The organism is Mangrovibacter phragmitis, from assembly GCF_040429585.1.
GTDB classification, from domain to species: Bacteria; Pseudomonadota; Gammaproteobacteria; order Enterobacterales; family Enterobacteriaceae; genus Mangrovibacter; species Mangrovibacter phragmitis.
Genome location: NZ_CP134782.1, coordinates 1,630,346 through 1,656,458 on the forward strand (window position 1 = coordinate 1,630,346; position 26,113 = coordinate 1,656,458).

24 protein-coding genes are annotated in these 26,113 nt (G+C 51.2%); 6 read left to right on the top strand and 18 right to left on the bottom strand.

Going from position 1 to position 26,113, the window contains the following annotated elements; all coding sequences use genetic code 11:
* Positions 1-2: 2 nt before the first annotated feature.
* The 5 genes from ruvA to aspS form a co-directional block, all read right to left on the bottom strand.
* The gene (gene ruvA / locus MPHASIOC01_RS07735) at positions 3-614 is read right to left on the bottom strand and encodes a Holliday junction branch migration protein RuvA (protein WP_064594186.1); all 612 of its coding nucleotides are present in this window, start codon (positions 612-614) and stop codon (positions 3-5) included.
* Positions 615-692: 78 nt separating this feature from the next.
* Positions 693-1,214 (bottom strand): crossover junction endodeoxyribonuclease RuvC, encoded by a 522-nt coding sequence (ruvC, locus tag MPHASIOC01_RS07740; protein ID WP_064594188.1) that lies wholly within the window; start codon positions 1,212-1,214, stop codon positions 693-695.
* A 36-nt stretch (positions 1,215-1,250) separates the two neighbouring features.
* Positions 1,251-1,991 carry a YebC/PmpR family DNA-binding transcriptional regulator gene (locus MPHASIOC01_RS07745; RefSeq protein WP_064594190.1) on the bottom strand — a complete coding sequence of 247 codons (741 nt, stop codon included), beginning with the start codon at positions 1,989-1,991 and terminating at the stop codon, positions 1,251-1,253.
* A gap of 23 nt (positions 1,992-2,014) precedes the next feature.
* Positions 2,015-2,458 carry a dihydroneopterin triphosphate diphosphatase gene (nudB, locus tag MPHASIOC01_RS07750; protein ID WP_064594192.1) on the bottom strand — a complete coding sequence of 148 codons (444 nt, stop codon included), beginning with the start codon at positions 2,456-2,458 and terminating at the stop codon, positions 2,015-2,017.
* A 1-nt stretch (position 2,459) separates the two neighbouring features.
* A complete protein-coding gene (aspS, locus tag MPHASIOC01_RS07755; protein ID WP_353614295.1) occupies positions 2,460-4,238 on the bottom strand; it encodes an aspartate--tRNA ligase in 1,779 nt (592 codons plus the stop codon).
* Positions 4,239-4,555: 317 nt separating this feature from the next.
* Between aspS and MPHASIOC01_RS07760 the strand changes: the two genes are divergently transcribed.
* The 4 genes from MPHASIOC01_RS07760 (at position 4,556) to cmoB (ending at position 7,597) form a co-directional block, all read left to right on the top strand.
* Positions 4,556-5,374, top strand: a complete 819-nt coding sequence (locus MPHASIOC01_RS07760) for a DUF72 domain-containing protein (RefSeq protein WP_353614296.1) — start codon at positions 4,556-4,558, stop codon at positions 5,372-5,374.
* Between the two features lie 76 nt (positions 5,375-5,450).
* The gene (locus tag MPHASIOC01_RS07765; protein WP_353614297.1) at positions 5,451-5,846 is read left to right on the top strand and encodes an MAPEG family protein; all 396 of its coding nucleotides are present in this window, start codon (positions 5,451-5,453) and stop codon (positions 5,844-5,846) included.
* A gap of 39 nt (positions 5,847-5,885) precedes the next feature.
* Positions 5,886-6,629: a carboxy-S-adenosyl-L-methionine synthase CmoA gene (gene cmoA / locus MPHASIOC01_RS07770; protein ID WP_064594200.1), complete on the top strand. Its 744-nt coding sequence runs from the start codon at positions 5,886-5,888 to the stop codon at positions 6,627-6,629.
* Positions 6,626-7,597, top strand: a complete 972-nt coding sequence (gene cmoB / locus MPHASIOC01_RS07775; protein ID WP_064594202.1) for a tRNA 5-methoxyuridine(34)/uridine 5-oxyacetic acid(34) synthase CmoB — start codon at positions 6,626-6,628, stop codon at positions 7,595-7,597. Before cmoA ends, cmoB begins: the two co-directional genes overlap by 4 nt.
* Positions 7,598-7,684: 87 nt before the next feature.
* Here cmoB and mqo read toward each other — a convergent pair whose 3' ends face one another.
* Positions 7,685-9,322, bottom strand: coding sequence for a malate dehydrogenase (quinone) (gene mqo, locus MPHASIOC01_RS07780; protein WP_353614298.1), 1,638 nt, complete (start codon positions 9,320-9,322; stop codon positions 7,685-7,687).
* A 635-nt stretch (positions 9,323-9,957) separates the two neighbouring features.
* On the bottom strand, positions 9,958-10,704 hold the full coding sequence (cutC, locus tag MPHASIOC01_RS07785; RefSeq protein ID WP_064594206.1) for a copper homeostasis protein CutC: 747 nt from the start codon (positions 10,702-10,704) through the stop codon (positions 9,958-9,960).
* A gap of 80 nt (positions 10,705-10,784) precedes the next feature.
* Between cutC and MPHASIOC01_RS07790 the strand changes: the two genes are divergently transcribed.
* On the top strand, positions 10,785-11,924 hold the full coding sequence (locus MPHASIOC01_RS07790; RefSeq protein ID WP_064594208.1) for a MalY/PatB family protein: 1,140 nt from the start codon (positions 10,785-10,787) through the stop codon (positions 11,922-11,924).
* Positions 11,925-11,926: 2 nt separating this feature from the next.
* Here the strand turns inward: MPHASIOC01_RS07790 and MPHASIOC01_RS07795 are convergent, their stop codons facing one another.
* Complete coding sequence (locus MPHASIOC01_RS07795) at positions 11,927-12,493, bottom strand: VOC family protein (RefSeq protein ID WP_064594210.1); 567 nt, start codon at positions 12,491-12,493, stop codon at positions 11,927-11,929.
* Positions 12,494-12,713: 220 nt separating this feature from the next.
* Here MPHASIOC01_RS07795 and argS point away from each other — a divergent pair, with 220 nt between their 5' ends.
* A complete protein-coding gene (argS, locus tag MPHASIOC01_RS07800; RefSeq protein WP_064595466.1) occupies positions 12,714-14,444 on the top strand; it encodes an arginine--tRNA ligase in 1,731 nt (576 codons plus the stop codon).
* Between the two features lie 80 nt (positions 14,445-14,524).
* Here the strand turns inward: argS and MPHASIOC01_RS07805 are convergent, their stop codons facing one another.
* The 10 genes from MPHASIOC01_RS07805 to MPHASIOC01_RS07850 form a co-directional block, all read right to left on the bottom strand.
* Complete coding sequence (locus MPHASIOC01_RS07805) at positions 14,525-15,664, bottom strand: glycoside hydrolase family 105 protein (protein WP_064594212.1); 1,140 nt, start codon at positions 15,662-15,664, stop codon at positions 14,525-14,527.
* A gap of 256 nt (positions 15,665-15,920) precedes the next feature.
* Positions 15,921-16,322: a flagellar protein FlhE gene (locus tag MPHASIOC01_RS07810; RefSeq protein WP_064594214.1), complete on the bottom strand. Its 402-nt coding sequence runs from the start codon at positions 16,320-16,322 to the stop codon at positions 15,921-15,923.
* The gene (gene flhA, locus MPHASIOC01_RS07815) at positions 16,322-18,400 is read right to left on the bottom strand and encodes a flagellar biosynthesis protein FlhA (protein WP_064594216.1); all 2,079 of its coding nucleotides are present in this window, start codon (positions 18,398-18,400) and stop codon (positions 16,322-16,324) included. Before flhA ends, MPHASIOC01_RS07810 begins: the two co-directional genes overlap by 1 nt.
* A complete protein-coding gene (flhB, locus tag MPHASIOC01_RS07820) occupies positions 18,393-19,544 on the bottom strand; it encodes a flagellar biosynthesis protein FlhB (protein WP_064594217.1) in 1,152 nt (383 codons plus the stop codon). Before flhB ends, flhA begins: the two co-directional genes overlap by 8 nt.
* 220 nt (positions 19,545-19,764) lie before the next feature.
* Complete coding sequence (gene cheZ, locus MPHASIOC01_RS07825) at positions 19,765-20,397, bottom strand: protein phosphatase CheZ (protein WP_369934736.1); 633 nt, start codon at positions 20,395-20,397, stop codon at positions 19,765-19,767.
* A 7-nt stretch (positions 20,398-20,404) separates the two neighbouring features.
* Positions 20,405-20,794 carry a chemotaxis response regulator CheY gene (gene cheY, locus MPHASIOC01_RS07830; RefSeq protein WP_353614299.1) on the bottom strand — a complete coding sequence of 130 codons (390 nt, stop codon included), beginning with the start codon at positions 20,792-20,794 and terminating at the stop codon, positions 20,405-20,407.
* 18 nt (positions 20,795-20,812) lie between these two features.
* Positions 20,813-21,865 carry a chemotaxis response regulator protein-glutamate methylesterase gene (locus MPHASIOC01_RS07835; protein WP_353614300.1) on the bottom strand — a complete coding sequence of 351 codons (1,053 nt, stop codon included), beginning with the start codon at positions 21,863-21,865 and terminating at the stop codon, positions 20,813-20,815.
* Positions 21,862-22,728 (bottom strand): protein-glutamate O-methyltransferase CheR, encoded by an 867-nt coding sequence (gene cheR, locus MPHASIOC01_RS07840; RefSeq protein ID WP_064594224.1) that lies wholly within the window; start codon positions 22,726-22,728, stop codon positions 21,862-21,864. Before cheR ends, MPHASIOC01_RS07835 begins: the two co-directional genes overlap by 4 nt.
* A 20-nt stretch (positions 22,729-22,748) precedes the next feature.
* Positions 22,749-24,350, bottom strand: a complete 1,602-nt coding sequence (locus tag MPHASIOC01_RS07845) for a methyl-accepting chemotaxis protein (RefSeq protein ID WP_353614301.1) — start codon at positions 24,348-24,350, stop codon at positions 22,749-22,751.
* Positions 24,351-24,402: 52 nt separating this feature from the next.
* The gene (locus MPHASIOC01_RS07850; protein ID WP_064594228.1) at positions 24,403-26,085 is read right to left on the bottom strand and encodes a methyl-accepting chemotaxis protein; all 1,683 of its coding nucleotides are present in this window, start codon (positions 26,083-26,085) and stop codon (positions 24,403-24,405) included.
* Positions 26,086-26,113: the final 28 nt, after the last annotated feature.

Consider the following 26,113-nt stretch of genomic DNA (forward strand, 5'->3'; position numbering starts at 1 on the left):
CCTCACAGCACTGCGCGCAACGCTTCACGAATCAATGTTTCACTATTCGCGCCAGATGTTGCCACTTTCGAAACCATACGGCTTGCTTCCTGAGGTTTATAACCCAAAGCCACCAGTGCAGCCACGGCTTCAGCTTCAGCGTCATCGGCCGCGGCACTCGCGGGCGCACTCAAGACCAGATCAGCCGCAGGTGTGAACAAGTCACCGTGCATGCCTTTGAAGCGGTCTTTCATTTCAACCACCAGGCGTTCCGCTGTTTTTTTACCGATACCCGGAAGCTTCACTAGTGAAGCCGGTTCTTCCCGTTCAACAGCATTAACAAACTGCTGTGCCGACATCCCTGACAAAATAGCCAGAGCCAGTTTAGGGCCGACACCATTTACTTTGATTAACTCACGAAACAGTGTGCGTTCCTGCTTATTATTAAACCCAAACAGGAGTTGCGCATCTTCTCGTACCACAAAGTGCGTGAACACCACCGCTTCTTTACCTACTTCAGGCAGCTCATAGAAGCAGGTCATTGGCATATGGATTTCGTAACCCACGCCACCTGTTTCCAGCAATACCTGAGGCGGTTGCTTTTCCAGCACAATCCCTCTGAGTCGGCCTATCACACTTTGCTCCTGATCTTTATTGGACGGAATTAATGGCACCTATAATATAAAAAAGGCTGGATAAATATCCAGCCTGATTTATCGCAACCTGCCTCGCGCCAGGTTAAGGCGTGCGGACCCTGCCTGAATGGCATTCTGGCTGATGTGGCAATGTGTAATAGCAATCGCCAGCGCATCCGCTGCATCGGCCTGCGGATTAGAAGGCAGGTTGAGCAACCGGCGCACCATGTGCTGAACCTGCGCTTTCTCAGCACTGCCAATCCCGGTTACTGTTTGTTTAACCTGCCTTGCAGCATATTCAAACACCGGTAAGTCATGGTTAACAGCAGCAACAATAGCCACTCCCCGGGCCTGCCCCAGCTTTAACGCTGAGTCGGCATTTTTCGCCATAAAGACTTGCTCAATGGCGAAATAATCCGGTGCAAACTGGGTGATAATTTCGCTGACGCCAGCATAAATTAGCTTCAGCCGGGACGGGAGGTCTGTCACCTGAGTGCGGATACATCCGCTCCCAAGGTAACTCAGTTGCCGTCCCGCCTGCCGTATTACTCCATAACCAGTGATGCGGGAGCCGGGGTCAATACCCAGTATAATGGACATCGCCCGCCTCCGGCATATGGCGTATTAGCGCAATAATCAAAGGGTCGCTGCGACTTCGTCGGAGATCTCACCGTTATGGTAGACTTCCTGCACGTCATCACAGTCTTCCAGCATATCGATAAGGCGCAGCAATTTCGGCGCTGTTTCCGCGTCCATATCGGCTTTGGTTGACGGAATCATTGACACTTCTGCTGCATCGGCTTTCAGGCCTGCCGCTTCCAGTGCATCACGGACTGCGCCCATTTCTTCCCAGGCAGTGTAAACATCGACAGCGCCATCGTCGTAGGCAACAACATCTTCCGCACCCGCTTCTAATGCCGCTTCCATGATGGTGTCTTCATCACCTGTTTCAAAAGAGATAACCCCTTTTTTGCTGAACAGGTAGGCAACAGAACCATCAGTACCCAGATTACCACCGGTTTTAGTGAAAGCATGACGCACTTCGGCAACCGTACGGTTACGGTTGTCACTCAGGCATTCAACCATAACAGCTGTACCGCCAGGGCCATAACCTTCATAAATGATGGTTTCCATGTTTGTGTCGTCATCACCCCCCACGCCACGCTGAATCGCGCGGTTTAAGGTGTCACGCGTCATGTTGTTTGCCAACGCTTTATCGACAGCAGCACGCAAACGCGGGTTAGACCCCGGATCGCCGCCACCCAAACGGGCAGCCGTAACCAGCTCGCGAATAATTTTGGTAAAAATTTTACCGCGTTTGGCATCCTGTGCCGCTTTGCGGTGCTTCGTGTTGGCCCATTTACTATGACCTGCCATAACTTTCTCCAAAAACGCCTTATTCAGGCGGCATCGATTACAAACTCTTCAATCGCCTGCCGGTTACTCCAGGATTTAGTGAGTACCGCTGCATCTGTCGCGTTCACCCATTTCCAGTCCAGATGCTCTGAAATCACAACAGACCGTTCGTGGGGCAGAGCCAGGCAAAACCAGGACTCTACATTACGCACAATGCCCGGGGCATAGCGATGACGTAAATGTGTAAATATCTCAAACTCCACACGCCGCTGGCAGTCGATCAAGGCCAGTTGCTCATTGGCAACATCAATGGCGACCTCTTCCTTTACTTCGCGAAGTGCGGCATCCACGGCGCTTTCCCCCTCTTCCAGGCTGCCTGTCACAGACTGCCAGAAAGTGGGGTCATCACGCCGTTGTAACATTAACACCCGGCCAGTGTCCTGGGCATAGATCACCACCAGGACAGAGACAGGCCGTTTAAATGCCATGTTACTTATTCTCCTGAGCGTTCTTTTTCACCACTTGCAGGCTTAACTCTTCCAGGGCGGCCGGGTTAGCGAAGCTGGGTGCCTCAGTCATCAGGCAGGCAGCGGCCGTCGTTTTCGGGAACGCGATAACATCACGAATATTTTCCGTCCCGGTAAGCAACATGGTCAGGCGATCAAGGCCAAATGCCAGGCCTGCATGAGGTGGCGTACCAAATTTCAGCGCATCCAACAGAAAACCGAATTTTTCGCGCTGTTCATGCTCATTGATGCCCAAAATACCGAATACTGTCTGCTGCATTTCGCCATTATGAATACGCACCGAACCGCCACCAACTTCATAGCCGTTAATCACCATGTCGTAAGCATTGGCAATCGCAGTTTCTGGTGCGGTTTTCAGTTCAGCCGGAGACATATCACGCGGTGAGGTAAACGGATGGTGCATTGCCGCCAGACCACCTTCACCATCTTCCTCAAACATGGGGAAATCGATAACCCATAACGGAGCCCAGGCTTTATCATCGGTTATTTGCAGGTCTTTACCTACTTTAAGACGCAGCGCACCCATGGCGTCAGAAACGGTACGGGCTTTATCAGCGCCGAAGAAAATCATGTCGCCGTCCTGCGCTCCGGTGCGGGCCAGGATGGCTTCAATAATTTCTGCTGTTAAGAATTTTGCCACCGGGCTATTGATACCTTCGGGACCGGCATCACGCTGGTTAACTTTGATATACGCCAGGCCTTTAGCACCGTAGATCTCAACAAATTTACCGTATTCATCAATTTGTTTACGGGTCAGGTGTGCTCCGCCAGGAACACGCAATGCCGCAACACGACCTTTGGCATCATTGGCCGGGCCCGCGAACACTTTAAATTCAACAGATTTTACCAGGTCTGCAACATCAACCAGTTCCATTGGGTTACGCAGGTCTGGCTTATCAGAACCGTAGCGCCTGTCTGCTTCAGCAAATGTCATCACCGGGAAGTCACCCAGATCAACACCTTTGATTTCCAGCCATAACTTACGGATCATCGCTTCCATGATTTCGCGTACTTGCTCTGCGGACAGGAAGGAGGTTTCCACATCAATTTGGGTAAACTCAGGCTGGCGGTCAGCACGCAGGTCTTCGTCGCGGAAACATTTAACGATTTGATAGTAGCGATCGAAGCCAGACATCATCAGCAGCTGTTTGAACAACTGGGGAGATTGTGGCAACGCATAAAACTTCCCTTTATGAACACGGCTGGGAACCAGGTAGTCACGCGCGCCTTCCGGGGTAGCTTTGGTCAGCATGGGCGTTTCGATATCCAAAAACCCGTGCTCATCCATAAACCGACGCACAAAACTGGTGATTTTTGCACGCATTTTCAGGCGTTGGGCCATTTCCGGGCGGCGTAAATCCAGATAGCGGTATTTCAGGCGCGCCTCTTCAGTATTCACCTGATTGGAGTCCAACGGAAGCGGCTCTGAGCGGTTGATGATATTGAGGTCAGTGGCGAATACTTCCACTTCGCCTGTTGCCATATCACGGTTTACGTTCTTTTCATCACGCGCGCGAACAACACCCGTAACCTGAATGCAAAACTCATTACGCAATTCAGCCGCAGCACCAAAGGCCTGCTGACGATCCGGGTCGAAGAAAACCTGCACGATGCCTTCACGGTCGCGCATATCAATAAAAATAAGACTACCGAGATCGCGACGGCGATTAACCCAACCACACAGTGTTACCTGCTGCCCAACATGGGACAGATTGAGCTGCCCACAATAATCTGTACGCATGAGATATCCCTTAACTTCGCTGCACCGGTACTGTTTTCAGTTAGAGAAAAACACCCCGCAGCGTTGGCTGAAAGCCACAACTGGATGAAAAAAGGCGGCTATTATACTGGAAATTCCGCCTGCCGATAAGCCCATCACACCCTGGCTGATTGATTGCTGTGCACGGGCTTGCATCTACAGGCCAAATTTAACAAAAATAACTAGCCGGGTAACGGCATTAACACCTAAGGTGCCATTCTTTGTAACTTTTGCCATAACCGGTAACCCTGCGTAAATTGGTACGCTCCATTGCAAAGCTAAGCAGGTGCTAAACAGTTATGCTGTATATTGGTTTACCCCAATGGTCACATCCTAAGTGGCGACAATGGGGTATTACATCGCTGGAAGAATATGCGCGCTATTTCAACTGTGTTGAAGGCAATACCACGCTGTACGCTGTACCCTCTGCAGAAACAGTGATGCGCTGGCGGGCAATGAGCCACGATGATTTCCGCTTTTGTTTCAAATTCCCGGCCACTATCAGCCACCAGGCGGCACTACGCGACTGCGCCAGCCTGACTCAGGCATTTTTACAGCGGATGGAGCCACTGGCAGAGCGTGTTGCTCAATACTGGCTGCAACTCCCGGCGGCCTTTTCTCCGCAAGATCTCCCCGTATTATGGGCTTTTCTCGACAGATTACCACAAGGGTTCAACTGGGGCGTTGAAGTGCGCCACCCGGCATTTTTCGAAAAAGGTGATATTGAACGGGCGTTAAACCAGGGACTGCATGCCCGGGGCGTAAACCGGGTAATCCTCGACAGCAGACCTGTGCATTCTGCCGCAGCTTCAACACCCGCTATGGTCGAAGCGCAGCGCAAGAAACCACGGCTTCCGGTTCATGCGGTGCTGACCGGAACCATGCCTCTCGTACGGTTTATCGCCAGTGATGATATGCCGCAAAGCGCCAGTTTGTTCCATCACTGGATTAACCGCCTGTCTGGCTGGTCTGAGGACCATAACCCATTTTTGTTTTTGCACACACCAGACATTGGCGAGGTTCACCAAATTGTGACGATGTTATTACCGGTACTGCAACGCCTGGTGCCTGATTTCACACCGCCGCCAGCCCAACCGGAACAGCCCACCTTATTTTGATAGCCTGGCGACAGAGCAGCACGTTCAGGCTATTATTGTTTAGCTCACGACAGGTCAGGCAAAAAATGGAGTTTTTATGGTCAGTGCACTGTATGCAGTTCTTGGCACATTATTGTTGCTAAAGTTATCTGTTGATGTAGTAAGAATTCGCGTGCAGTACCATGTTGCCTATGGCGATGGGGGGTTTTCTGAGCTGCAAAGTGCTATTCGCATACATGGCAACGCAGTGGAGTACATCCCCATTGGCCTAATCTTGTTGCTCTTTTTCGAAATGGATGGCGCTGCCTACTGGATGGTGCATGCATGCGGCAGCATTTTGCTTATTGGGCGAATCATGCACTATTACGGATACCGGCACCGGCTTTTCCCCTGGCGCAGGGCGGGCATGGCCTGCACATGGCTCTCATTAGTGCTGATGGTGCTGGGTAATCTGTGGTTTATGCCATGGGAGTTGGTTTTCTCGCTCCGTTAACGCACAATACGGCACTTTGTAATTCTCGGATTCCTCGTTATGTCTAACCGCGACATGCTGTTCTCTGCGCCTATCGCAAGCCTTGGCGACTGGACCTTTGATGAACGGGTTGCTGAAGTTTTCCCGGATATGATCCAACGCTCGGTACCGGGCTACTCTAACATTATTTCAATGATAGGCATGCTGGCCGGGCGTTTCGTCACGCCAGCGAGCCAGGTTTACGACTTAGGTTGCTCTCTGGGCGCAGCTACGCTTTCTGCCCGGCGCAATATCAATCATGCAGATTGCCGGATTATTGCTGTCGATAACTCAGCGCCAATGGTAGAACGCTGCCGCCGTCATCTTGACGCTTTCCGTGCAGCCACTCCTGTTGATGTCTTAGAAGCCGACATTCGTGATGTGCCAATTGAGAATGCCTCACTGGTGATTCTTAATTTCACTTTGCAGTTTCTCGCCCCCGATGATCGCCTGGCACTGCTTAGCAAGATTTACCAAGGTCTGAACCCGGGTGGCGCGTTGGTGTTATCAGAAAAATTCAGTTTTCCGGACCAGCAAATGGGAGAACTGCTGTTTGATATGCATCTGGATTTTAAACGTGCCAATGGTTATAGCGAGCTGGAAATCAGCCAGAAGCGCAGCATGCTGGAAAACGTAATGCTGACTGACTCTGTCGATACCCACAAAGCACGGTTGCAGGCCGCCGGGTTCACACATTGCGAACTCTGGTTCCAGTGTTTTAACTTTGGTTCTCTGGTTGCCATCAAATCAGGAGAATCAGCGTGACGAACTTTGGGCAGTTTTATAGCCAGATTGCAACCGGCCCGCTGGCACACTGGCTGGAGACCTTACCAGCGCAAATAGCACAATGGCAGCGTGACGGGCAACATGGCCAGCTCAAACACTGGCAAAATGCTGTTTCTTTCCTGCCAGAGCGCGTTCCTGATCATATCGATTTGGTTAACAGCGTTAGTGCAGGCAGTACCACACCGCTTAGTGAAGGGCAAATCACCGGGTTAACCCGCCTGCTCCGGCAACTGATGCCCTGGCGCAAAGGGCCTTATCACTTTTATGGTGTCCATATCGATACTGAGTGGCGCTCTGACTGGAAATGGGACCGTGTCGCACCGCACATTTCACCGCTGGCTGACCGCCTGGTGCTTGATGTCGGCTGTGGTAGTGGTTACCACATGTGGCGCATGGTGGGCGCAGGTGCAAAACTCGCGGTAGGTATTGACCCTACACAGCTTTTTCTCTGCCAGTTTGAAGCGGTTCGCAAATTACTGGGAAATGACCAGCGCGCACATTTACTTCCTTTGGGGATAGAGCAACTTCCTGCGCTGGAAGCGTTTGATACCGTGTTCTCAATGGGGGTGTTGTACCATCGCCGCTCCCCCCTTGACCACCTGTGGCAGTTGAAAAACCAGTTGGTCAGTGGCGGAGAACTGGTACTGGAAACGTTGGTGATTGAAGGTAATGAGCATGATGTGCTGGTGCCAGGCTCACGTTATGCACAGATGCGCAATGTCTATTTTATTCCATCTGCACTGGCGCTGAAAAACTGGCTCGAAAAATGCGGTTTTGTCGATGTGCGTATCGTTGACCATAACTACACAACGGTCGAGGAACAACGCCGTACCGACTGGATGGAAACTGAGTCGTTGGCGGATTTTCTCGACCCACAAAATCCACATCTGACCTGTGAAGGGTATCCTGCACCATTACGTGCGGTGCTCATTGCCCGCAAGCCCTGACATCCTGCGGCTGTATTACAAGGCCATAAAAAAACGCGCCCGGTTGCGATTCCGTTGCGCGTTTTCTTTTATCGACCGGCAGAATTGTCAGATCGCAATATCCGCCACCAGTTCATCTTCCACCAACTCGCCTTCTGGTAACGGCGCTGTCTGGGTTACCGGCGTGGTGTTATGCACCAGTTCAAGCACATCGCTGGTATAATCCAGAATGTGTTCCGCCATTGCGCTGTCCTCATCCAGTTGATGGCCAAGAGAAGGCAACATGGCCTTCAGTTTGACCTGCCAGTCTGCACTCAGCATTTTATCGGCAAACAGGCTGCGCATCACTTCAAGCATAATGGGCGCAGAGGTCGAAGCGCCAGGGGAAGCACCTAATAAAGCTGCTATTGTGCCCTGTTTGTCGCTCACCACTTCCGTACCCAACCGCAATACGCCGCCTTTCCTGGTGTCACGCTCAATAACCTGAACACGCTGCCCTGCCTGCCACAAGCGCCAGTCTTCTTTTTGTGCCTGAGGGTAATACTCACGTAACGCTTTCAGACGATCTTTATCAGACTGTACCACCTGCCCGACCAGGTATTTCACCAGGCTGAAGTTATCAAGCCCGACATGCACCATCGGCAGCAGATTAGATGGCCGGGTTGTTGAAGGCAAATCCCACAGCGATCCATTTTTCAGAAAACGGGTGGAGAATGTGGCAAACGGGCCAAACAACAGTACACGTTTACCATCCAGAACACGCGTGTCTATATGTGGAACGGACATAGGAGGCGCACCGACAGAGGCTTTTCCATAGACCTTCGCCAGGTGTTTATTAACCACTTCAGGCTTCTCACACACTAAAAATTGTCCACCCACCGGGAACCCTGCATAAGCCTTAGCCTCAGGAATACCCGATTTCTGGAGCAGTTTCAGTGCCGCTCCGCCAGCACCAATGAAAACCGTTTTTGTTTTCACCCGGTGTTGTGTTTTGCTGGCTCTTTCAAGCAGGGTTACTGTCCAGGTATTATCCGGGTTACGGTGTAAATCCCGTACTTCAGTTCCCAGACGCAAATGGAAATTAGCTTTTTTCTTCAGTGAGGCAACCAGCTGACGGGTGATTTCGCCAAAATTGACATCGGTGCCACCTTCCGTCCAGGTTGCTGCAACAGGTTGAGACGCATCGCGCCCTTCCATGACCAGCGGAGCCCAGGTTTTAATTTGTTCGTGATTTTCTGAATAGGACATACCACGAAACAGAACGCGGTCCTTCAGTGCTGTATAACGGGCACGCAGAAAATTAACGTTATCCTGCCCCCAGACAAAACTAACGTGGGGAACACTACGAATAAAGGAACGCGGGTTTTGCAACACACCCTGCCGAACCTGCCATGCCCAGAACTGGCGTGAAATCTGAAACGCTTCATTAATATCAACAGCTTTTTGGGTACTGACCGCACCGTTTTTATCAACCGGCGTGTAGTTCAGTTCCATCAGCGCGGAGTGCCCGGTACCTGCATTATTCCAGCCGTTGGAGCTTTCCTGAGCCACATTATCCAGACGCTCCACCATAGTGATAGACCAGTTTGGCTCCAGCTCCTGCAAATAGGTGCCCAGCGTAGCGCTCATAATGCCGCCACCAATAAGCAAAACATCTATTTCCTGCATTTTTGTTGCAGTGGCAGAGGAAGCCAATCCGTTGTTCCCTGTTCCCGGCTCATATTGCCCGGCAGCGATTTTTTTCATAACTTCATAGCCTTATAACTTTATTATCGCAATTGAAAGCGTTTTCAGAGATTCGGTATGCCATCGAGAGTGATGATGCGCAGGGTTTTGTAGAGGTTAAACGTTTCACGGACCATCACCTGAGTTATTACGTTAACACCAGGCAATGAAAATTTAAATAATTTTTAAATTATAAAGTTTTTTGTTTTATTAATGTTTCTTAATTGTAAAACGAAGCATTCCTGTAAAAACAATCGATTGCATAGTTTTCAAACAACCATTCCCGAGCAATCGACAATAGCATTACCTTAACGTTTGGTGCAACACTCCCTGCAACCTTTGATTTTCCACGCTATTGCCGGATACTGGCAGGTATCGCTATCGCGTTATATTTCATAACCAGAAAAATATGTGAGTGGAACCGCATTCATCATCAATGCATGGTTATGCAGTAAATAAAACTATTTTAATAACAATGATCTGGAAGAAACGCCTGGTCACAGGTAATTAAAAAACACCCGCCGGATTCAGGTGTATCTATAATTTTTGGTTATTTATTGCAGAAGCAGAAATCCAGGCATAAAAAAAGCCCCGACAAAAGATCGGGGCCTGGTACATGCAAACATCATATTGGGCGACATGATGTGCGGCAAAAATCAGTTCTCCTTGTGACCGGACAGAATCGTTTTCATCTCCGTTACCGCAGAAGCACTTACCCGATAACGACGAAATTCATCTGCGTCAGGGTCTGCTGACATGGATACCCCCTGATGCCGGTAACGCATAACCGATGGCACATATTCTCCGGCTGAGCTGTGCAGTTCCTGAATACCGCTCTCAACAAACAACCGTATGTTGGACGGGCGCACACCCGCTCCTGCCATAATAATTGGAGTTCCGGCAATCCCAATAAGTTCCCTCAGCAACGTAATTCCTTTCTCAGCGCTGGCTGCCTGCCCGGATGTCAGTATCCGTGCAACGCCCAGTTCGCCTAACTGGCACAGAGCTTGCTGTGGTGACCGGCACACATCGAAGGCTCGATGAAAGGTGACTGCCATGCTCCCTGCAGCCGACATCACTCGCGACATTCGCTGCAAATCAACCTGGCCATCCTCTGTCAGTACACCCGTTACAATGCCCGGGAACCCGGCATCACGCATCAGGGAAATATCATCCAGCATAATGTCAAAGGAGTGCGCGTCGTAACAAAAGTCGCCACCACGCGGGCGAACAATAGGATGAACGGGCAGTGAAACCAGGCGGCGAACAGCCCTTAACAGGCCTGCTGATGGAGTGAGTCCACCTTCAGCTGGCGCGGAACATAACTCAATTCGGTCAGCCCCAGAGCGTTGCGCCACCATGGCGCAGTCCAGGCTATAACAACAGATCTCCAACAACGCCATTGACATTCTCCTTTTTACTCTTAACCTGGTAGATATCCATTTTGTCATTAGTCTGATTTATCTTTTCAAGCAGGGCAATCATGACATTCAATTTCGATGAGCATACCGACCGCTATCACAGCGACAGCATTAAATGGAATCACTGGCCGCCCTCTGTATTGCCAATGTGGGTAGCGGATACCGATTTTCGCTCCCCGCCTTGCGTGATTGAGGCGTTGCAGGCCCGTGTTGCACAAGGTGTGTTTGGATACGGTAAACATCCGGATGGTCTGGCTGAGGCCGTTGTTAACTGGCTGGCTAACCGTTATGACTGGCATATTGAGCCTGAATGGCTGGTCTTTATTCCGGGTGTCGCAACCGGGTTGAATCTTGCCGTGCGTGCTTATTGCGGCCCGGACCAGGGAACGCTCGCGCCCGACCCCATCTACCCTCCATTTCGCAAAGCAGCGCGTCTGGCGGGGCACACTCAGTTAAATGCCCCCTTGCATCTGCAAAATGATCGTTGGGTGATGAATCTTGAAGAAATCGAACCACAGTTGTTGGGTAACGAACGGTTACTGATGTTATGTAACCCACAAAATCCTGGCGGGACGGTATACCGCCGCAATGAGTTATCAGAACAACTGGCCTTTGCCCAGCGCAATAACCTGATTGTCTGTTCTGATGAAATCCATTGTGACTTGCTGCTGGACGAAGGCGCACACCATATTCCCTTTGCCAGCCTGAGTGACGACGCGGCACAGCGAACAGTCACCCTCATGGCACCGTCCAAAACGTGGAATATCGCTGGTCTGGGCGCGTCTTTTGCGATTATCGCCAATCCGGTATTGCGCCAGCGTTTTGTTGCAACGCGGGCAGGCATTGTTCCTGAGGTGGATATTCTGGCAATTACCGCCGCTGAAGCGGCACTACGTGAGGGGGGCTCCTGGCTGGACGCGCAATTGCAGGTGCTGCGTAACAACCGCGATACGCTCTGCGCAGCCATAAACGCCCTTCCAGGTTTAGCCGTGATTCCTCCTGAAGGCACCTACCTCGCATGGGTCGACTGTTCAGGGCTGCCCGTTGATAACCCGGCGAAATTCTTCCTGGATGCCGGGTTAGGTTTTTCACCTGGACGCGATTTCGGTAATAGCAGCTTTGTACGCATTAATTTTGGTTGCACTCAGGAAACGCTCAACGAAGCTATTCTGCGCATCCAACGCGCGGTTAATGCGCTGTAGTGCTATTTATCCCGTTCACTGCTGATAATGACATCCAGTGGCCATGGGTGGAATTTAATAGTCACAGTGCCATCGGTGACAGCGAGCGTGGGGTTAGGCAAGCGCTCACCTTCACCTGTGGGGGAACTGGTTTTTATGCTGATGCCAGGTCTTGCCAGCCCGGCATCAGAAAGCAGCGCCACCGCACGGGCGTTTAACGTTGACGGGTCGCCGGGAAGAACAATTTCAATATGTTCCCAGCCTTCATGGGGGTAACGCTTTTCACCAGGCCAGGGCAATTCAATCAGTGTGAAAGCCCAGCCCCCGGCTTCCACGGGTTGCTTCAACCGGAACAGGCAAACAGGGCGCCCATTAATCAGCTTTTCAGACAGTAATTCCCCGCAACGCAGAAATCCCGTTTTCCAGCGTTCAGCTGTCGTATTCTGGTGGCAGCGCAACGAAATATGGTCTGCCTCCCGCTTGCCCAGTTCCAGGCCTAACTGGCCGGCCAGTTGCGCCAGAGCCTGCTCAAAACGCGGTAAATCGGCTTTAATATCTGCAAGTTCTTCAATGATCTGCCAGTCGTTCATCGCCCACTCCTGTAAAAAAACGCTACTCTACCTGTTTACCCGGTCCAGGCCAACGCTACTCAGGTGCATTTTTAGACAAACAATACCCCCTGAGCCTGGCACACCGTGGAATGGCGGCGCGCTTACTGACGCCTTCAGACAAATGCAGTATAATCGCGCCCTTATTTCTGTATGTACACGCTTCCTGTCAGGGAATCGCGCAGCTAAAAAAGGTATTCAGGTGAATATTCAGGCACTTCTTTCAGATAAAGTCAGTCAGGCACTGATTGCAGCAGGCGCAAGCACAGATTGCGAACCACAGGTTCGCCAGTCTGCAAAAGTTCAGTTCGGTGATTATCAGGCAAACGGTGTGATGGCCCAGGCCAAAAAACTGGGAATGCCTCCCCGCCAGTTGGCTGAGAAAGTGCTCGAAAACCTGGATTTAACCGGAATTGCCAGTAAAGTTGAAATAGCCGGTCCTGGCTTTATTAATATTTTCCTCGACCCGGTATTTCTGGCGGCCCAGGTTGAGCTGGCGGTCGTTTCAGAGCGTGCGGGTGTCAGCGCCATTGCAACACCAGAAACCATCGTCATTGATTACTCCGCACCAAACGTTGCCAAAGAAATGCACGTTGGCCACCTGCGTTCAACCATCATTGGTGATGCAGCCGCCCGTACGTTGAGCTTCCTTGGGCACAACGTCATCCGGGCCAACCATGTTGGCGACTGGGGTACTCAATTCGGGATGCTGATTGCATTTCTGGAAAAACAGCAGCAAGAAAATGCAGGTGAAATGGCACTCGCTGACCTGGAAGGGTTCTACCGCGAAGCCAAAAAGCATTACGACGAAGATGAAGCTTTTGCTGAACGTGCGCGTGGGTATGTCGTTAAGTTGCAAGGCGGTGATGAATACTGCCGGGAAATGTGGCGTAAGCTGGTCGATATCACCATGACCCAGAACCAAATCACTTATGACCGTCTGAATGTGACATTAACCCGCAACGACGTAATGGGTGAAAGCCTGTACAACCCCATGCTACCAGGCATTGTCGCCGATCTGAAATCCAAAGGCCTCGCCGTAGAAAGTGAAGGTGCCACTGTCGTGTTCCTTGATGAGTTCAAGAACAAGGAAGGCGAACCGATGGGCGTTATCATTCAGAAGAAAGATGGCGGCTATCTGTATACCACTACTGACATTGCCTGTGCCAAATACCGCTACGAAACACTGCATGCGGACCGTGTGCTCTATTATATTGATTCCCGCCAGCACCAGCACCTGATGCAGGCCTGGACCATTGTGCGTAAAGCGGGTTATGTGCCTGAATCCGTTCCTCTCGAACACCATATGTTCGGCATGATGCTGGGCAAAGATGGTAAGCCGTTTAAAACCCGTGCGGGTGGTACAGTCAAGCTTGCCGACCTGCTGGATGAGGCGCTGGAGCGTGCCCGTAAGCTGGTCAGTGAGAAAAACCCGGACATGCCTGCCGATGAGCTTAACGTACTGGCAAATGCTGTAGGGATTGGTGCAGTGAAATATGCTGACCTGTCCAAAAACCGCACCACCGACTACGTTTTCGACTGGGACAACATGCTCGCATTTGAAGGCAATACCGCACCCTACATGCAGTATGCCTACACGCGCGTGCTGTCTGTCTTCCGCAAAGCCGGTATCGATGAGCAGTCAATTACCGCACCTGTCGTGATTGGTAACGAGCGCGAATCTGCGCTGGCAGCCCGCCTGTTGCAGTTAGAAGAAACCCTTGCTGTAGTGGTTCGCGATGGCACCCCACATGTTATGTGCGCCTACTTATATGATGTCGCCGGGTTGTTCTCCGCATTTTATGAGCATTGCCCTATTCTCAGTGCCGAACAACCAGTGCGTGACAGCCGCCTCCAGCTCGCGCGCCTGACAGCCAAAGTGCTGAAAATCGGTCTGGATACCCTGGGTATTGAAACTGTAGAGCGGATGTAATACTGCCGTTTTTCGTTTACCTGAAGCAGCTGGCGGGGCCATATGTCCCGCCAACTGTATTAAAGCTGAACCATCAGGTTTTAAAAATAACGGCGCAGGTATTCTGTCAGGCACAAAATCGCCATCGCCTGTCCATAAGGCATTGATGTGAGCGGAATATCACGGTAAAAATCCAGAGTACTGCCCATCCCGGTACCAAACGACACCTGCAACAGCTCCCCTTCCGGCGAGATATTTTTGACAATAGCCTGGACAGCACGCTCAGCAACTGGCAGATACTCAGCCGCTAAATAACGCTTGCGCACGCCTTTTAAAATACCACAGGCAAACCCTGCTGATGCGGATGCTTCCAGGTAGGAATGCGGGTCATCAAGTAAGGTATGCCACAAACCGGATTCATGCTGGCAGCCTGCCAGTGCCTTCACCTGGCTTTCCAGCACCTGGATAAGCCAGCGGTGCACCGGGTCATGTTCTGGCAAATTTAGCAACTCCAGAAAGTCAGGAATCACGATGGTCAGCCAACTGTTACCCCGCGCCCAGCGCGCCCTGGCAAAATTATGATTTCCCTCAAAGCTCCAGCCATGGAACCATAACCCTGTGGTTTTATCCTGTAAATGCTGAGTGTGAACCATAAACTGGTAAATAGCCTCATTTACCCATTCCGGTTTATGCAATAACTGGCCAATTTTCGCCAGCGGCAGCACGGTCATCATCAGCGTGTCGTCCCACATTTGCTGATGGTTTTCTTCCGCCAGAGTAATGTGCTGCATGCCCCCTTTTTGGGTACGCGGCATTTCGTGCATTGCCCACTCCCCCCAGGTTTCCAGCCAGGGCAATAACCGACTGTCGCCATTTTCCTGGTAACGCAATGCCAGAGTAAGAAACGGCGCCATGGTATTGACGTTTTTCGTTGTCGCGCCTTCCCTGAACCGGTCAGCAAACCAGTCATCAACGATATCACGCATCCGGGTATCACCTGTCTGTTGGTAATACTGCCAGAGGCCGTAAAGCCCCACACCGTGGGTCCATTCCCAGCCAGCCCAGCCTTTAGTGTCAATCACCCGCCCGTCATCCAGCCGCAGTAAAAACTCCCCCGTTTCATCCTGGATATTGACCAGGTTGTCCGTCACTTTGTTGATGAGCTGGCACAGTGTCGTGCGATCAATAAAACGTTCTGGTTGGCGTAACAATGGGCTGTGTTTTACAGGGTAGACTTTCATATACAACCTCAGATGTGTTAATTCCATATCAACCTGTGCCGCTAAAAACCGGCACCGGGTTACTGAAGGTAACGCTAGCGAATTATCCCTGGGCTAACCTTGCAATTTTTGCCAGCAAAGTTAATCCCGTGACAGTGATAAAAAGAGTGACGTCATCTTCATCACTCTTTTTATAAAATTATGTTTCTTTTTATTCAAACCGCATCTCCGAAAATGAGATGTGCCAGAAAAAGGGAGGGGAAATAACGAAAGGAAATCAGCGATAATTAACTATCACCTGGTTCGCACGTACGCGCATTACCGGGTAGAGGACACCCTGTCCATAAACACCCCAAACAAAATAAAAAGGCTGATTCGCGGGCTGGCCAGCAAAAGCGCTGGTAACGCCTTGCTGCCCGTCAACAATAACGCACTGAGTCTGGGTGCAGAGTTTTACTTCCAGACGATCAGGTGGAATAGAAAACAGGCTATAGCGCCAGTATACCTGCGTAATCACACCTTTGACCTTGTGCGGTGGAGCCAGCGGTTTTGATGAAGCAACAACGCCCCGGTGGCTTAATGCCGCGCCCATGCTTTCGGCCTGCCAGGAGCCTTCCCCCGCAGCCTGTACCAGCAGCGGGAGACACAACAGTGTGAAAAGGCTGTCTCTGACCCGCATTATTTACCACCAATGGTAGCCGTCATACGAATCTGGCGGTTATCTGACAACTCGAGATTTGACAACACAACCAGGTCCGGCAAGCTACGGCGCAAAAAACGAGCCAGTAGCGGGCGTAAAGCATGGTTGACCAGCAATACCGGAGGCGCGCCAAGCATCTCCTGGCGTTGCAGCGCTTCGCGGGATTGCTCCAGCAATCTGTCGGCAAGGCCCGGCTCCAGACCACCACCTCCCTGTAATGCCTGGAGTAACAGCCGCTCAAGGCCAGCATCAAGGCCTATCACTTTCACTTCGTCGTTACCCGGGAACCACTGCTGAGTGATTGCGCGGCCCAGGGCCACACGTAGCACGGTAGTCAGTTCTGCCGGGTCAGTTTGAATAGGAGCATGCTCTGCCAGTGTTTCCAGAATAGTGCGCATATCACGAATAGGCACTTTTTCCGCCAGCAAGTTTTGCAGGACTTTATGCAGCGTGGTCAGTGTCACCACGCCCGGCACCAGGTCTTCAGTCAACTTCGGCATTTCCTGGTTAACACGGTCAAGTAACTGTTGCGCTTCCTGGCGGCCAAACAATTCTTGTGCATAGAGGTTTATCAGGTGATTCAGGTGGGTGGCGACCACGGTACTGGCTTCCACCACGGTGAAGCCCTGAATTTGCGCCTGCTCTTTAAGCGCACTTTCAATCCAGACAGCTTCCAGTCCAAACGCCGGGTCAATCGTTTTCTCACCAGGCAAGTTCCCGGCAGCAGTACCCGGGTTGATAGCCAGCCAGCGTCCCGGATAAGCATCGCCGCTGCCAATCTCCACGCCTTTTAGCAAAATACGATAGCGCGCGGGTGGTAAATCCATGTTGTCACGAATGTGCACCACTGGCGGCAAAAAGCCCATTTCCTGGGCGAATTTCTTACGAATGCTACGGATACGCCCAAGCAACTCCCCATCCTGTTGCGAATCAACCATGGGAATCAAACGGTAACCTACTTCCATGCCCAGCGTATCTTCTAACTGAACATCGCGCCATGATGCTTCCACCGCCTGAGGGTTTTCTGCTACCACAACGGGCTGCGCTGTTTGTGGTTCGGCCATTTGGCGACCACGCACCCACCATGCCAGGCCCAGCAACGCTGCTGTAAATAACAGGAAGACAAAGTTAGGCATCCCTGGAACCATGCCCAGCAAGCCAAGTACCCCGGCACACAACAGCATAACCTGCGGGTTAGCAAACAGTTGAGTCACCATCTGCTCGCCAACATCCTGGTCTGAACTTACCCGGGTAACGATAACACCCGCTGCAGTCGAAATGACCAGAGAAGGAATTTGAGCAACCAGACCATCACCAATGGTCAACAGGGTATAACTTTGTGCTGCGTTGCCAACCGGCATACCATGCTGAACTACCCCTACCAGTAAGCCTCCGATAATATTGATAGCCATGATAAGCAGGCCAGCAACCGCATCCCCGCGCACAAATTTACTGGCACCATCCATTGAACCATAGAAATCGGCTTCCTGAGTGACTTCAGCACGGCGGCGCTTTGCCTCATCTTCACCAATTAACCCCGCATTGAGGTCAGCATCAATCGCCATTTGTTTGCCGGGCATACCATCCAGAACAAATCGCGCACCGACTTCCGCAATACGCCCTGCACCTTTGGTGATAACCATAAAGTTGATGATAACCAGAATGATGAACACCACGATACCAATCGCGAAATTACCGCCGACCAGGAAGTGGCCAAATGCTTCAACAACCTTACCTGCTGCAGCCGCACCTGTATGCCCTTCCATCAGGATAATACGTGTTGATGCCACATTCAGCGCAAGACGCAGCAACGTGGTAAATAACAGAATGGTCGGGAATGCGGCAAAGTCCAGCGTCCGCTGGGTAAACATCGCCACCAGCAACACCATTACAGACAGCGCAATGTTAAAAGTAAACAATAAATCCAGCACAAACGCGGGCAACGGCAGTACCATCATGGACAGAATCAGCATGATAAGGACTGGCCCGGCGAGGATTTGCCATTGCCCGGTTTTCATATTTGCGGGCAGACGCAGCATTGCGACCAAATTAGCCATCAGTGTCGTTCTCGTTCAAAAAGTCCAGTGACGCTGGCACAGGGAGGTTGTCAGGTTTCTTCGGCGCAACGCCACCAGCCAGACGCCAGCGACGAAGCTGCCATACCCAGGCCAGCACTTCTGCCACTGCTGCATAAAGCTGACCCGGAATTTGTTGCCCAATTTCGGCATGGCGGTATAACGCGCGTGCCAGTGGCGGTGCTTCCAGCACCGGAATACGGTTTTCTGCTCCGATTTCGCGGATCCGTAGTGCGACCAGTCCCGCGCCTTTGGCAAGTACTTTGGGAGCGCTCATCGTTGATTCGTTATATTGCAAAGCAACTGAATAGTGAGTCGGGTTGGTGACAATAACATCTGCTTTTGGGACATCTGCCATCATGCGCCGTCGGGCCATGGCCCGCTGTTGCTGACGAATACGACTTTTAACGTGCGGGTCACCTTCCTGCTGCTTGAATTCATCCCGAATATCCTGGCGGGTCATACGCAACTTTTTAAAGTAGCTGTATAGCTGGAAAAAAATATCGAACCCGACCATCGGAATAAGCCCGAGAATAACCAACAGACAACAGGTTGCGACCATATTCATTGCCGTCGCCATGGCATTAACTGGCGACTCACTAATTAAGTGGAGCATATCCGGCCAGTTGTGCCACAAGTACGCCCCGGTAACGATGGCAACACAACCTACTTTCAACATTGCTTTTGCCAGTTCTGACAGCGCCTGCATAGAAAACATGCGCCCAAAACCGCTTATCGGATTGAGCTTACTGAATTTAAATTCAAGAGATTTACCACTAAAGACCAGGCCACCCAGGAACAGCGGTGCCGCAATTGCCACCACAACCAGGCCACCAATCAATGGTAAAATTGCCCACATAGCGGTTTCGAGGAGCTGACCAACCTGGCGGATCAGTGCTGAGGGATCATTGATTATGCGATGGTCGAAACGTAGCCCGTCAGACAGCATTCCACCCAACTGATGCGCCAGAGTAGTGCCGCCCACCCAGATGATACTCATGCCAGCGAGCACCATCAGCACCGAGGTCAGTTCACGGGAACGGGGAATTTGCCCTTCTTCGCGCGCTTTCTGGAGTCGGTGGGGTGTGGGGGCTTCTGTTTTTTCCTGGTCGCTATCTTCAGCCACAGGGAAACCTCTATGAACATAATGACCATTGCATCATGCCAGAGGCACGCACAACTAATCCTGCAAGTAGCGCGTTAAAATAGGGTTTGTTTTGACGATTCAGACAGGTGGGTTCACTGTTAGCAGAAAAGCCTCAACAGGATGAGTATGACAATAGCGCCCGACACAGGCCGGGCCAGTGTTGCCAGTTGGCCTCTCTGCAACCAGAGAGACCAGTCTGTTAAAAGCCGAGGCTGTCCAGCAGGTCGTCAACCTGATCCTGGCTGGCAACCACACCTGCCGCAGTTGCATCCACCTGTGGCCCATTAAGCAGGCCTTCATTTTCACGCTTCTTACGGGCTGCAGGTTCTGGCATATTTTCCAGCAATACCATCAGCAATTGGCGCTCAATCTCCTGTACCACATCCATCATGCGCTTAATCACCTGCCCTGTCAGATCCTGGAAGTCCTGAGCCATCATGATTTCCAGCAATTGCGCATTGGTGAATCCGGTATGCTCAGGCACATCAGCCAAAAACTTACGTGTATCAGTCACCAGTTCTTTTGCATCGCCAAGTTCAATGGGGCTTTCAAACCACGCATCCCAGCGTTTGGTCAAATCTTTGGCTTCAGACTCCATCTGCATTTGATGGGGCTGCGACGCCTCAACACAGTTTAACGCACGTTCCGCGGCCTGAGCCGTCATCGTGACAACATAGTCGAGGCGATCACGTGCATCTGGAATAGCTTCTGCAGCCTCAGCAATGGCCTGATCGAGCCCCAGTTCTCGCAGGCTGTCACGCAACATACGTGTCAGACTACCAATCCGGGAGATGATGTCCGTTGCTTGTTGGTCATTTGAAGATGTCATCATCTCCTCCTTACATACCCAGTTTTTCGAAGATTTTGCCCAGTTTTTCTTCCAGTGTGGCTGCTGTAAAGGGTTTCACAACATAGCCACTTGCCCCTGCCTGGGCTGCAGCAATAATATTTTCCTTTTTCGCTTCTGCCGTAACCATCAGTACGGGCATGTTTGCCATTCCCGCATCAGCCCGGATAGTTTTCAGCAACTCCAGTCCATCCATATTTGGCATGTTCCAGTCAGAGATGACAAAACCAAATCCACCTGTCTGCAGTTTGTTCAGTGCGTCAACACCGTCTTCAGCTTCTTCAACGTTGTTAAAGCCAAGCTCTTTTAGCAAGTTGCGCACAATTCGACGCATGGTGGAAAAGTCATCCACGACAAGAAATTTAAGATCTTTATCGGCCATAAACTCTGAACTCCTCAATTAAATGCGTATTGCCTGTCCGGCACTAATTTTTGCCAGCATCTGCTGGCTGATTTGGCTTAAATCGACCACTTCGCTGACGCCACCGGTATTGATGGCCTCACGCGGCATGCCGAACACCACACAACTTGCTTCATTCTGTGCAATGGTCCAGGCCCCCGCCTGGTTCATCGCCAGCATCCCTGCTGCACCATCATTCCCCATACCTGTCAGGATAACGCCCACAGCATTACGTCCAGCATGTTTCGCCACGGAGTGAAATAATACGTCCACTGACGGGCGATGACGGTTCACTGGCGGGCCGTCATGAAGTCGAATCTGGTAGTTTGCACCACTTCTGGATAGCTCCATATGTTTATCTCCCGGCGCAATGTACGCGTGTCCCGGCAGAACCCGTTCGCCATCCTCTGCTTCCTTCACACTTATCTGGCAAATCTTATTCAGACGCTCAGCAAAAGAGCGGGTAAACCCCGGGGGCATATGCTGCGTAATCAATACTGCCGGGCTGGTCAGTGGCAGTGGCTGTAGCACATGGCGAATAGCCTCTGTGCCTCCGGTTGATGCGCCAATCACCAGCAATTTTTCTGAACTAAGCAAAGGACCTGATTTCAATACTGCGGGTGGTGCTGCTGTTGATGAACGAACTGACAATTTTGCCCGCGCCGCAGTACGAATCTTGTCAGCAATCATTTCACTGTATGCCAGCATGCCTTCACGAATTCCCAGTTGCGGCTTGGTAACAAAATCCACCGCACCCAGTTCCAGTGCCCGCAATGTCACCTCTGAACCCCGGCTGGTCAGGGAAGAGACCATCACCACTGGCATCGGCCGTAGCCGCATTAATTTTTCCAGGAAATCAAGACCATCCATACGTGGCATTTCCACGTCCAGCGTCAATACATCCGGGTTGAACTTTTTAATCAGATCCCGGGCAACTAAAGGGTCTGGCGCCGTTGCCACCATTTCCATATCGCTATGACGGTTGATTATCTCTGTCATGATTTGGCGCATCAGCGCTGAATCATCTACTGACAGCACTTTGATTTTCGTCATATTTTATCCTTACTTAGTCCATAAACAGTCTGACCACGCAGCCAGAACTCACGGCTGATATTACTGAAATTCTCAGAATGTCCGGCAAACAACAGTCCTTGTGGTTTTAGCAGTGGTACAAAGCGATGCAGAATATCCTGCTGCGTATTTTTATCGAAATAAATCATCACATTACGGCAGAAAATGGCATCAAATGGCCCCGGAACCTGATATTGTTTATCCAGCAGGTTCACGACATTAAACTCAATATAATTTGCCAGTTCCTGGCGCACCCGGACTAACCCCTGGTGCGGGCCAGTGCCACGCATAAAATAGCGCTGTAATTGCTGTGGTGATAATGTCTTAAGCTCATCCAGCCGGTAGATGCCTTTACGTGCCTTTTGCAGCACTTCAGTGTCAATATCACTGGCAAAAACTTTCCAGCGCCCAGGAGTCTGGCCCAACACATCAGCCAGAGTAATAGCAATTGAATAGGGTTCCTCACCTGTTGAAGCGGCGGCGCACCAAATTCGGTATTCACCTGTACGCTTACGTGCATGGTCCGCAAGTATTGGGAAATGATGCCCTTCGCGGAAAAACGCAGTCAGGTTTGTGGTGAGCGAATTGATGAACGCCTGCCACTCAGAGGTATTCGGATCCGCCTCAAGCATCCCCAGATACCGGCCAAAATCATCAAGTCCCAGATCACGCAAGCGCCGCACCAGTCGGTTATAGACCATGTCACGTTTGTGCTCTGCCAGCACGATACCTGCCCGCTGATAAATAAGCTGGCATATACGACGAAAATGCGCATCTGACAACGTCAGGCGTTGAGCCATCTGTATCAAGGGCGATGGTTGCCCCTTCGGCACAGGTGAGGTCATAGGGCCTTCTTCTATTATTATCAGGGTGAAACCGGCACCACAGAGAGTGCTAAGGTTGCTGACGGTTGCTCCGGTTCTACAGCCGCCAGTTGGAACACAGCCATCAACGTATCCAGATTTTCCGCCTGCTGACCCAGACTACTGGTCAATGAGGAGGAACTCTGCACTAACGCGGCGTTTTGCTGTGTCACTTTATCCATTTCAGTGACTGCCTGCGCCACCTGTTCAATACCACGCCGTTGTTCATCAGAGGCAGAAGCGATTTCCCCCATGATGTCATTCACTTGTTGAACTGAATGAACGATATCGGTCATGGTGCCCGCCGCTGTATCTACCAGAGTGGAGCCGTACTGCACTCGCTCTACTGATTCTTCTATTAACAGCTTAATTTCTTTGGCAGCCTGAGCACTGCGTTGTGCCAGATTACGCACCTCACCCGCTACAACCGCGAAACCACGGCCTTGTTCACCAGCTCTTGCTGCCTCAACGGCAGCATTAAGCGCCAGAATATTAGTCTGAAACGCAATACCATCAATCACACTGGTGATATCGCCAATTTTCTGGGAACTTTCAGCGATATCCTGCATAGTTTTGGCAACATGGGCTGCCTGATCCCCACCACGGCGAGCAGTTTGCGCGGCCTGGTTTGCCAGCCCTGAAGCCTGCCGGGCATTGTCTGCGTTTTGTCCTACCGTGGCCGTCAGTTGTTCCATGCTGGCTGCCGTTTGCGCCAGAGCTGAGGCCTGCTGCTCAGTACGTGACGACAAATCATTATTTCCTGCGGCCATATCAATAATGGCACTACGCATTTCCTGGCTGCCAGAAACGACCTGGCTCATCGTGTTACGTAGCGCTTGTCTCATCGCATCAAGGCTATGGAAGATTTGCCCAATTTCGTTACGTCCGGTAGTTGCCATGTCTTCACACAACTTACCGCTGGCGATAGCATCAAAATGACCACGCAACACAGTCAGTGGCATCACCAGTTGGCTACGCAACCAGTGCAAAGCACCCACAACCAACAGTACTGCCAACAAGGTCACTGCCACAAACACCAGTGCCGACAAGTGGTAATTCTTTAACCCTACAGCCTGTGTGGCCGAGAGATTGTTGTTAATCTCCTGCTGCCAGACCATAAATTGCTTATCAAACGAACCCTGAGCTTCTCCCACTGGCGCGGTCAAAAAATCTGACAACTGGTTGTTCTCAAGCCAGGTTGCCTGGTGCGCCAGTGCATCACGCCAGGCGATATAGCTTGCTCTGGTCTGTTTTGTGAGACTCGCAATATCGCCGACGGACTTCACCGCCAGAAACCCTGCAAATAAGGTGTCCGCTTTTTTTAATTGCTGGCGTGCGGACACCATCAGGCCTTTGATATCTTCCGGCGGGTAACTCAACGCCGTTAATGTGCCTGCTTTGCCTAACTCTGAACTGGCCTGCAGCAATGCTGCCCGGGTTTGCGCAAGGGAGTCGCGTTGTCGGTTGTTATTTTCAACCTTAGTAAAATTCTGGTAATCCCCACGAAACGCCCAAAATGACAAACCATTACTGCCAATCTGTAACACGCCACAGAGAATCAAAATCAAAAAAAGCGTGGTCGATATACGAATATTACTTAACATCCACTCTCCCTTATCCGGCGAAAAGAGCCGGTATTAAACGCTAATTAAACAATCAAAAAGTTTCCCAGTTTTCATTATTGACACTATGCTCTTGCTTTTGTGGTAATAATGCTGCTGCTTTTCTGGCCGCAACGACTGATGTGCTGGCAATACTTTGCGTGCCTGTATTGGTGGTAGTGGTGGCCGCAAGACGAAATGCTGCAACTGCCTTAGCCAATACACTTGCCTGCTCTTCAAGCGCAGCTGCCGCAGTTGCCGACTCCTGTACCAGTGATGCGTTCTGTTGTGTCACCCGGTCCATCTCTGATACCGCAAGGGCAACCTGGTCGATGCCACGGCTTTGTTCATCTGACGCCGAGGCTATTTCGCCCATAATGTCGGTGACTCGGGTCACGGCACTGACAATTTCGTCCATAGTCTCACCGGCGCTTTCAACCAGTATCGACCCAGTATCAACGCGAGAAACTGAGTCATCGATAAGTGACTTAATCTCTTTAGCGGCCTGGGCACTGCGTTGTGCCAGATTACGAACTTCCCCGGCAACTACAGCAAAACCACGGCCCTGCTCACCTGCTCTGGCGGCTTCAACAGCAGCATTCAGCGCCAGAATATTGGTCTGAAACGCAATACCATCAATGACACTGGTAATATCGGCAATTTTGCGTGAACTGGTCGAGATGTCCTGCATAGTCGAGACAACATTTGCCACCACTTTTCCGCCCTTCTGTGCGGTCTCTGATGCATTGAGAGCAAGCTGCGACGCCTGACGCGCATTTTCCGCGTTCTGTTTTACAGTCGCAGTCAGCTCTTCCATACTGGCAGCCGTCTCTTCAAGTGCGGACGCCTGTTGCTCTGTGCGGGAAGACAAATCCGTATTACCCGCGGCTATTTCAGACGTTCCGGCGTAAATAGCATCAGACCCATGGCGTACTGTTGTCACCGTACCAATCAGCTCCGTTTGCATATGCCGTACCGTGTCAGTCAGTTGGGTTATCTCATTACGGCCCGCCACAATAATTTGCGTGGTCAGATTTCCCTGGGCAATTTCACGAATATGTTCAATTACCCGGCTGAGCGGTTGTAACAAGATTCGGCGGATACCGAACCACACCATAATAATCACGGCTATCAGCAGTACTGCCAGTGCTACCATTTGCCATTTCGCAAATAAATAATTCGACTGTCCCTGCTCCCAGGCACTCTGATACAGGCGGTCATTTTCATTGACATACTGGCGGTACGCTTTTTCCATCGCATTCTGGAAACCCTGGGTGGGTTGTGCGAAATAGGCATCCATACGCCCATTTTGTAAATCATCCACCAGTTCGACCAGCGCCTGGTGATACTGGCGATATGTCTCATCCACACTCACCACAGCTTTATCAACATCAGGAGAGATGCTGCCAACGTTTTTAAATGCCGCATAGTGAGCCTCAACCTGGGCCAGGGACTGTTTGGCACTTTCCAGTAAGGCGTTTTTTGCACTGCTTTGCTGGTTGTTGGGATCCATCATCATGCGAGCAGACGAACGGCTCAGGTTAATGCGCGTTTGCAGCATTAATACCCACGCCTCATTGAGTTCAGATTGCTGCTGGCGTAGCGCCCGGTATGTTGCAAAATCGTCCTGGTTATTTTTTAAAGCTGAAAAGAAGAAGCCACCGGAGATGAACTGCAGGCAGGCAAATATGCCCAGAACAGCCATCAGCAAAGTGACAATACGCATCCGGTTAAACATAAAGCAAACACCCTTTTACATTCTTGTT